Genomic DNA, 8,478 nt, shown 5'->3' with positions numbered 1-8,478 from the left:
CTCTATGGTTAGCTTTTTCTATTTTTATTCCAACACTATCTGCAATTAAGAAATGCTAGAGACTCTAATAAATTTTTCTGTTAGAAACAAGAGAAAATATTACAAAATATAAAAAGATAACAATATTATCAATTAGTTATAAAAAATAGGGATTTTTTCGCAAAAAATATGTTGACAATGCACAAAAAATATGCTACTTTTTGCTTGAAGAAACAATAATAATAGTTAGCTAACTAAATTATCAATTAGAAACTTAACAATTACAAAGTTATCATGAAAAAGAGGAGGATTTATATGAAAAAAGCATTAAAGTTTATGCTTACTCTTGGAATTGTTTTTTCACTGACGGCTTGCGGCAGCAGTCAGCAGCCACAGGAAAGCACAGCATCCTCTGAGGCGTCCGGGGAAGAGGCATCTGTACAGGAAACTCAGGCGTCCCAGGAGATCGAAGCTGTAGCGGAAGAGGGGGATAATGAAATCGTGTTCTGGAGCATGCTTGGCGGCGGCGATGGAGAGCTGATTGACGCCATGATAGAAGAATATAACGCGATGGACACCGGGTACACGGTAAAGCATTATATTCAGGATTGGGGAGAGTACTACAACAAGCTGTCTTTTTCTGTCTTGTCAGGAGAAGCGCCTGACGTGTGTATTTCTCATGTAACCAGACTGATGCAGCTGGCTGATCAGGGTGTGATAGAACCGCTTTCAGAGATAAATGGAGCAGAATCTATAAACTGGGATGACTTTATCAATGATGTGGATAAAAATGCACAGGTAGATGGCGTTGCATATGCAGTCCCCTTTGATTTTCATGGGTTCCTGCTGTTTTATAACACGAGGCTTCTGACAGAGGCAGGCGTGATTTCATCGCCGGATGAAAAGCCTGAAATCAACAGCTTTGACGATCTGCTGGCAGCTCTTGATAAGGTAAAGACCTTGGAAGTCAACACAAACGATGATAACAATGATGATGTGTGGCCTTTAGGGCTTCAGACAGATGGAGATGTTCCCTATAAGGTGTGGTATACCTTTTATCTTCAGCTTGGGGGAGCCTCCCTGTTAAGTGATGACGGAAACGAGCTGACCATTGACGACGAGGCTTCCCAGGAGGCCATTGAAGCTCTGCTTACGCTGTATAATGACGGCTATGCAGGGGTGTATAATAACCAGTGGGAGGATTTTAAAGCGGGAAGATCTGCCTTTGTCATTAATCTGACCAGCGATCTTTATGCCTTTAATACGGCCCTTGAGGGAGATATGGGTGTTATGAGCTTTCCTCAGCTTTTTGACAATCAGAAAACCTTTGCAGACTCCCACAGCTTTGTATTCCCGGTACAGGAGAGCCGCACTCCCCAAAAGGAACAGGCGATCATTGATTTCGTGGATTGGATGGTAAATTCCGGAAAGTGGATGCAGACGGGACATTTTCCCACTACGAAAACTGTGTTTGAATCGGCAGAGTACAATGCGCTTCCCTTTGTGCAGGACTATAAGGACAGCGTAAATAATTTGACCTATATGTCCGGTTCTAAAAAGTGCTGGCTGCTAAGTCCTGCAAAGACGCTTCAGAATTTTGAACAAATATATGCCGACAGGGCGACGATTACATCTGAGGACGCTGCGGCGCTGATTCACGAAGGACTGGCGACAGATAATCAATAGCTGAATAATCATTGATAGCGGAATATCCGTCAGCTGCGAAAGCCCGGGCCGATGTCTGTGCAGAGGGTGTTTTTTATAAGCCTGCTGCATGGACATGAAACGGGCAAGGGGTAAATCATATATGAAAAGATCGACAGTAAAAAATATTGTATTTCTGCTTCCCTTTTTGGCGGTATATTTTTTATTTACCTTGTTTCCTTTTTTCAGAGGCGTCTATATGTCTTTTTTTGACTGGTCCCTGTTGAAAGGACATACGTTCATAGGAATTGACAATTATGTGCGGGTTTTTACAGACCCAGAATTTTACAGCTCCCTGCTGCATACGGTAATGTTTGTTGTTTACTCCACAATTCCTCTTGTGGTTCTTGGATTTATCTTTGCGCTGATTGTCAACAGAAAGATGCCCCTGGTGGGGGTTCTTCGAACCATTTTCTTTTTTCCTAATGTACTTTCGGTTTCAGTGGTTGCAATTATATGGTCCGGTGTGCTGGGGGGATATGGTTCCTTAGTGAATTCCATCATTAATCTGTTTGGAGGAGACACTATTTATTGGTTTCGGACGGAAGGGCTTGCCTGGTTCTCGGTTGTGCTGATTACCGTTTGGTGGACGGTGGGTTTCAATATGCTTATTTTTCTGGCAGGACTGCAGAGTATTCCTTCTTATGTGTACGAGGCGGCCGCCATTGACGGAGCATCGGGACTGAAAATGATATTCTGGATTACCATTCCGCAGATGGGAAGTACCTTTAAGGTAGTAACCTTTCTGCAGATTGTATCTTCCTTTAAGGTGTTCTCACAGATTTATCTGGTGACAAAGGGAGGTCCTGCGGGAAGCACCATGCCGGTTATGCAGTACCTTTATGACAGAGGCTTGGGGAGCTATCAGTTTGGATTCGCTAGTGCAATATCAGTTGTCATTTTCCTGATACTTTTGGTATTATCTATATTACAAAGCCGTTTGGGCAAAAGCAAGGAGGCGGTGGATTAATGGCTGCAAGGGGAGAGAAGAAAAGAACAAAAAAGGCGAAGATATTGGACTTTTTTATTTATCTTCTGGCTTTTATATGGATGGTCCCCATGATTTTTATGGTCGCTGCAACCCTAAAGGAACAAAACAGTGTGATTTATGATGTGCGAGATTGGTTCACGCCTCCCTTTACGCTGGAAAATTATGGGGAGGTCTTTGAGAGAGCTCCAATCATGCAGTGGATGGCCAATAGTTTTATTGTGGCTATCCTTACCACAGCAGGAGTGGTGGTGTTGTCTCTCCTGGCAGCCTTTGGTCTGACTGTGAAGAAAAGTCCCATTGGAGGGGTAGTGTATTTTCTCTTACTTGCGGGAATTATGATTCCTGCGGAGGCCATGCTTGTCCCACTGTTTACCCTCTGTATGGATTTGGGGCTGTTGAACAATCTGCCCTCTCTAATCCTTCCTTTTCTGGCGGCTCCGCTGTCGGTTATCCTTTTGATGAATGCCATAGAGAGCCTTCCAGAGGAGCTGTTTGAGGCGGCCAGGATGGACGGCTGTGGGAGTATGCGGCTTCTGGCTGTGATTACGGTTCCGCTGATACAGTCGACGATTGCAACAGTTGCTATTTTAACCTTTCTTGGCAGCTGGAATTCTTTTATGTGGCCATTCTTGTCTGTTACAAGCGAAGAGAGTATGACTGTGACGGTAGGTCTTCCTTATTTCAAGAGCTCAGGCATGGGTGACGGATTCCAGCTTCCTATGACGGCCAGCTTTTTGTCAGTGATTCCCACAATTATTTTCTTTTTCCTTTTCCAGAAATTTATCATGGAGGGAATTGGAAACACGGGAAACAAATAAAGTACGAAGGGGAAAACAATGCAGAACACAAAAAACGTATCTTTTGAGGAAATAAAAAATATAGCATCGGCTCTTGCCAGTGACTTACGGCTTAAGATTCTCCGGCTTCTTTGTGAGGGAGAAATATCGCTGAACGAGATAAGCGAAAGGTTTTCCGTTCCGCTTTCCACCGTCACGGCCAATGTAAAGCAGCTGGAGGATGCAGGTCTGGTCAGGTGTGAGATGCGGCCGGCGAAGAGAGGGCTCAAAAAGGTATGTGTTAAAAGTGTGGATAACATCTTGCTTCACCTGGCAGATGAAGATTTTCCCGAGAAATCCAATACCATTATTCAGGACATGCCAATTGGGCGTTTTTCAGATTTTGAGATTCAGCCTACCTGTGGGCTTGCTTCGGCGGCCAGCATCATAAGCTATGTGGACGATCCCGTAAGCTTTTATGATCCGGAGGCCAGTGACGCTCAGATTATCTGGTTTACCAGCGGGTATCTGGAGTACCGCTTTCCCAACAGGCTTCCGAAGAACGCTTCCGTCATAAATTTTGAAATTTCCATGGAGGTGTGTGCTGAAGCTCCCGGGTATAATGCGGAATGGCCAAGTGACATTTATGTGGAGGTAAACCATGTTTTAATTGGAACCTTTACATCTCCCGGAGATTTTGGGGATAAACGAGGGCTCTTGAATCCGGCATGGTGGGATTCTAACCTGACGCAGTACGGACAGCATAAGAGGTGGATTGTTACGCCTGGGGGCAGTTACATAGATGGAGTAAGAGTGAGCAATGTTACCATTGAAGATCTGAGGCTGCGGGAGAGTGCATCCATAAAGGTGCGTATCGGTGTTAAGCCGGAAGCCAAAAACGTGGGTGGAATTAATCTTTTTGGACGTAAATTTGGTAATTACGAACAAGATATCAGACTAAAGATGGAATATGAATAGACTATGATAAGGAAAAGGAGACAGAGGATATGTTGAGCAGAACAGAATATCCGCGTCCCCAGTTGAAGAGAAGCAGTTATATCTGCCTTAACGGAAGCTGGGATTTTACCATTGATTCCGGTCTTTCCTTAAAGGAAAGAGGATTGTTTGCAGAAAAAAATTATAACAGAAAGATACAGGTTCCGTTTTGCCCGGAATCAGAATTGTCGGGAATCGGCAATAAGGATTTTATGAACGCGGTGGCTTATCAGAGAAGCTTTTTTATTGGAGAAAGAGAAAAACCTGTGCTGCGGCTTTGCTTTGGGGCCTGTGACTATGAGACAGAAGTGTATGTGAACGGAAAAAAGGCAGGTGTGCATAAAGGCGGATATACATCTTTTAGTATGGAAATACAGGACTACATTCTGGAAAACAGCAACAATCTGCTAACGGTTTATGCAAAGGATGATAACCGGTCTGGGAAACAGCCAAGGGGGAAACAGTCTCCTACCTATTTTTCCAGAGTGTGTGATTATACAAGAACCACGGGTATATGGCAGACTGTATGGATGGAATGGGTAGACCCGGTATATGTGGAATCGCTTCGTATCACACCTCATGCATTGGAGGGAACCGTTACCTTCGAGGCCGGACTCAATACTTGGTTTTCCGGCAAAGCACTGCTGACCGTGAAGGAGAAAGAGGAAATGGTGCTGAAAAAATGGGTAGCGGTAAACGGAAGGTACATTCACACAGAGCTGATTCGTGAGAATTGGATTTTATGGAATATGGATACCCCTTTTTTATATGAGTGCCAGCTGGCACTGTATGACAAAGAGGCAAAGGGAGACGAGATAGAGAGCTATTTTGGTATGAGAGATATAGCCTTTGATGGGAAAGCGTTTCTGCTAAATGGGGAAAAAATTTTTCTTCGTCTCGTTTTGGACCAGGGCTTCTATCCTCGTGGGATATATACGGCCCCTGATGAAGAGGATTTGGTCAGGGATATCGTTCTTTCCAAGAAAGCGGGATTTAACGGAGCCAGGCTGCATCAGAAAATATTTGAGGAGAGATTTCTCTATCATTGCGACAGGCTGGGGTATTTGGTTTTTGGAGAATTTCCCGACGCGGGTATTGAAAAAAAGGAATCTAATTATCTTGCTTTACAAAGGGAATGGACGGAGGCTGTAACGCGTGATTATTCGCACCCTTCTATCATAGGATGGTGCCCCTTAAATGAAACGGCAGCGGACAGAAGCGGTGATGTTTTGAGGGCGCTGTATGAGTTGACACGACGGCTTGATCCGCTTCGACCTGTGATTGATGCCAGCGGATTTACCCATGAGGTCACGGACATCTATGATGTACATGACTATGAACAGGACGTGGAAATTTTTTCAGATCACATGAAAGCGGCGGGGACAGAAAAAAGCTGGGTCAATGTGCCTGAAAGGGAAAAATATGAAGGACAGCCATACTTTGTCAGCGAGTACGGAGGAATTTGGTGGGCGGAAATAAATGATAGTGACAGCTGGGGTTACGGCAACCGGCCTGAAAACATGGAGGAATTTCGGAAAAGGTATGAGGGGCTGACAGATGCGCTCTTAAATAATCCAAATATATGTGGTTTTTGTTATACACAGTTGACGGACGTAGAGCAGGAAAAAAACGGACTTTATACCTACGATAGAGAACCCAAATTTGATCTTGAGTGGCTTGCTGGGGTAAACAGTAAGAAAGCGGCTGTGGAGAAAAGTGAATGAAAAAAATATATCAGATTGAAAATGCACCCATAAGCAGCGAGGAAATTTTGGTACAGGAAAGCATTTTTCACAATGCCAATGGATATATCGGAGTTCGAAATTGTCTGGAGGAGGGTGTTCCAGAGAAGGTGTCCAGCGTCAGGGGCAGTTATATAAATGGCTTTTATGATTTTACTGCAATGAACCAGGCGGAGAAGCTCTGTGGATTGACGGAGGAGAAGCAGACCATTTTAAATATTGTGGACACACAGACCATCAGGCTGTCTCTTGATGGAGAGGAATTTTCCGTTTTTGAAGGGACGCTGGAAAAAAACAGGCGCACGCTCAACATGGAGGAGGGATGGACGGAACGGTCTGTGGTCTGGACATCCCCTGGAGGGAAAAAATTAGAGGTATGCTGCAGGAGGATGACATCCTTTATCAGGCTGCCTTTGTTTTTGATGCGCTACAGTGTTAAGCCATTGAATTTTTCCGGACCTGTGCTGCTGGAAAGTCTGCACAGCGGCGATGTAGAAAATTATTACAACCCCGAGGACCCTCGTGTGGCAGGGGAGAGGCAGCATTATCTGCTGCCTGTTTATCAATTTGCGAATGAGGAAATATCTCTTTTGGAAACCAAAACCGTAAAATCAGGACTGTCTGTGTGTACCGCAGTGTACCATAAAGTCTGCATTCCCTATAGGATGTGCACGGAGGAAAAGGATCATAGTGTAACAAGAAAAATCAGCTTTGATGTGCAAAAGGGGCAGGAAGCGGTGGTTTATAAATACACGGTTTTCGCAGATTCCATCAGAAGCGACAGGTGCCGGGAGGCGGCGGAGGACTGCCTGAGAAAGCTGATACAGCTTCCTGTGGAATTGCTTTACAGAGAGCAGAAAGAATATCTGGATGACTATTGGGAAAAAGCCCAGCTAGAGATTTTGGGTGATGATGAGCAGAACAGAGCGGTATGCTACAATATGTATGAGCTTCTGCAGTCTGTAGGAAAGGATGCGTATTGTAATATTGCCGCAAAGGGGCTGAGTGGAGAAGGCTATGAGGGACATTATTTCTGGGACACGGAAATGTATATTGAGCCATATTTTCTGCTGACAGATCCGGACATAACAAAAAACCTTATTTCTTACCGTTATGCAACCCTCCTGCAGGCAAAGGAGAATGCTGCTATTTTAGGGCATAAAAAGGGCGCCCTTTATCCATGGAGAACGATTATGGGAAGGGAGTGCTCGGGCTATTTTCCGTCTGGCTCTGCAGCGTATCACATAAATGGAGATATTGCTTATTCCGTGATTGCGTATTATCTGGCTACCGGGGATTTGGAATTTATCCGCAGCAAGGGTATGGAGATTTTGGTAGAGACTGCAAGACTGTGGATGGACATGGGCACATGGCATGAGGGAAGCTTTCGAATAAATGAGGTGACAGGGCCGGACGAGTATACCTGTATGGTGAATAACAATTATTATACCAATGTGCTTGCAAAGTATCATTTGTATTGGACAGTCAGGTTTGATGAGATTCTGGGAGGGCAGACCTTTGCAGAGAAGGAGGAGCTTGCGGGATTTTGGGAGGCATCACAGCATATGTATCTGCCTTATGATGAAAAGCTGGGAATCAATCCGCAGGACGACAGCTTTTTGGAGAAAAAGATGTGGAATCTTTCCGAAACGCCAAAGGATAAATTTCCCCTGCTTTTGCATTATCATCCTTTGTATTTGTACAGACATCAGGTGTGCAAGCAGGCCGATGTGGTGATGGCTCATTTTATTCTGGAGGATATGCAGAGTCTGGAGACGATCAGAAAATCTTTTTTGTATTACGAGAAAATTACCACCCATGATTCCTCCCTTTCTACGGCAGTGTTCAGCATCATGGCTTCGCGTCTGGGTATGGAGGAAAAAGCCTACCATTATTTTGGAGATTCAGCAAAGCTTGATTTGTTCAATACCCATCATAATACAAAGGACGGGATTCATACGGCCAATATGGGAGGGAGCTACATGGCGGTGGTATATGGTTTCGGTGGGCTGCGAATCAAAGAAGCGGGTTTGTTTCTTGCGCCCACTCTTCCTGAGGCGTGGGAGGGCTATCGCTTTAAAATTTTCTATCAGGGCAGGCGTATTTTGGTGGAAGTATCAAGAGAAGGATGCAGGCTTACGTTGGAGAAGGGCAGCCCCTTGAAGCTATATTTGTATGAGAAGGAGTATCTGCTAAAATGAAATAGAAAGGTATTATATTTGACTTGGATGGAGTGAGAGCCGCTTCTGACAAGCTTCATTTTAAGGCATGGGACAGATGAGAATAACAA

At 44.5% G+C, this 8,478-nt stretch carries 6 protein-coding genes; all 6 read left to right on the top strand.

The window, feature by feature from the left end; all coding sequences use genetic code 11:
- The first annotated feature begins 294 nt into the window (after positions 1-294).
- The 6 genes from AC1WIP_RS07280 to AC1WIP_RS07255 all read left to right on the top strand — a co-directional run bounded on the left by AC1WIP_RS07280 (position 295) and on the right by AC1WIP_RS07255 (position 8,389).
- Positions 295-1,665: an ABC transporter substrate-binding protein gene (locus AC1WIP_RS07280; RefSeq protein ID WP_481141228.1), complete on the top strand. Its 1,371-nt coding sequence runs from the start codon at positions 295-297 to the stop codon at positions 1,663-1,665.
- 121 nt (positions 1,666-1,786) lie between these two features.
- The gene (locus AC1WIP_RS07275; protein ID WP_481141227.1) at positions 1,787-2,653 is read left to right on the top strand and encodes a carbohydrate ABC transporter permease; all 867 of its coding nucleotides are present in this window, start codon (positions 1,787-1,789) and stop codon (positions 2,651-2,653) included.
- Complete coding sequence (locus AC1WIP_RS07270; RefSeq protein ID WP_481141226.1) at positions 2,653-3,492, top strand: carbohydrate ABC transporter permease; 840 nt, start codon at positions 2,653-2,655, stop codon at positions 3,490-3,492. The genes AC1WIP_RS07275 and AC1WIP_RS07270 overlap by 1 nt, the downstream gene beginning before the upstream one ends.
- 18 nt (positions 3,493-3,510) lie before the next feature.
- Positions 3,511-4,428: an ArsR/SmtB family transcription factor gene (locus tag AC1WIP_RS07265; RefSeq protein WP_481141225.1), complete on the top strand. Its 918-nt coding sequence runs from the start codon at positions 3,511-3,513 to the stop codon at positions 4,426-4,428.
- Positions 4,429-4,457: 29 nt separating this feature from the next.
- Positions 4,458-6,170: a glycoside hydrolase family 2 protein gene (locus AC1WIP_RS07260; protein ID WP_481141224.1), complete on the top strand. Its 1,713-nt coding sequence runs from the start codon at positions 4,458-4,460 to the stop codon at positions 6,168-6,170.
- Positions 6,167-8,389: a glycoside hydrolase family 65 protein gene (locus AC1WIP_RS07255; protein ID WP_481141223.1), complete on the top strand. Its 2,223-nt coding sequence runs from the start codon at positions 6,167-6,169 to the stop codon at positions 8,387-8,389. The genes AC1WIP_RS07260 and AC1WIP_RS07255 overlap by 4 nt, the downstream gene beginning before the upstream one ends.
- The last annotated feature ends 89 nt before the right edge of the window (positions 8,390-8,478 follow it).

This window comes from Acetatifactor sp., from assembly GCF_982438285.1.
This window is presented reverse-complemented; position numbering and strand designations above follow the sequence as displayed.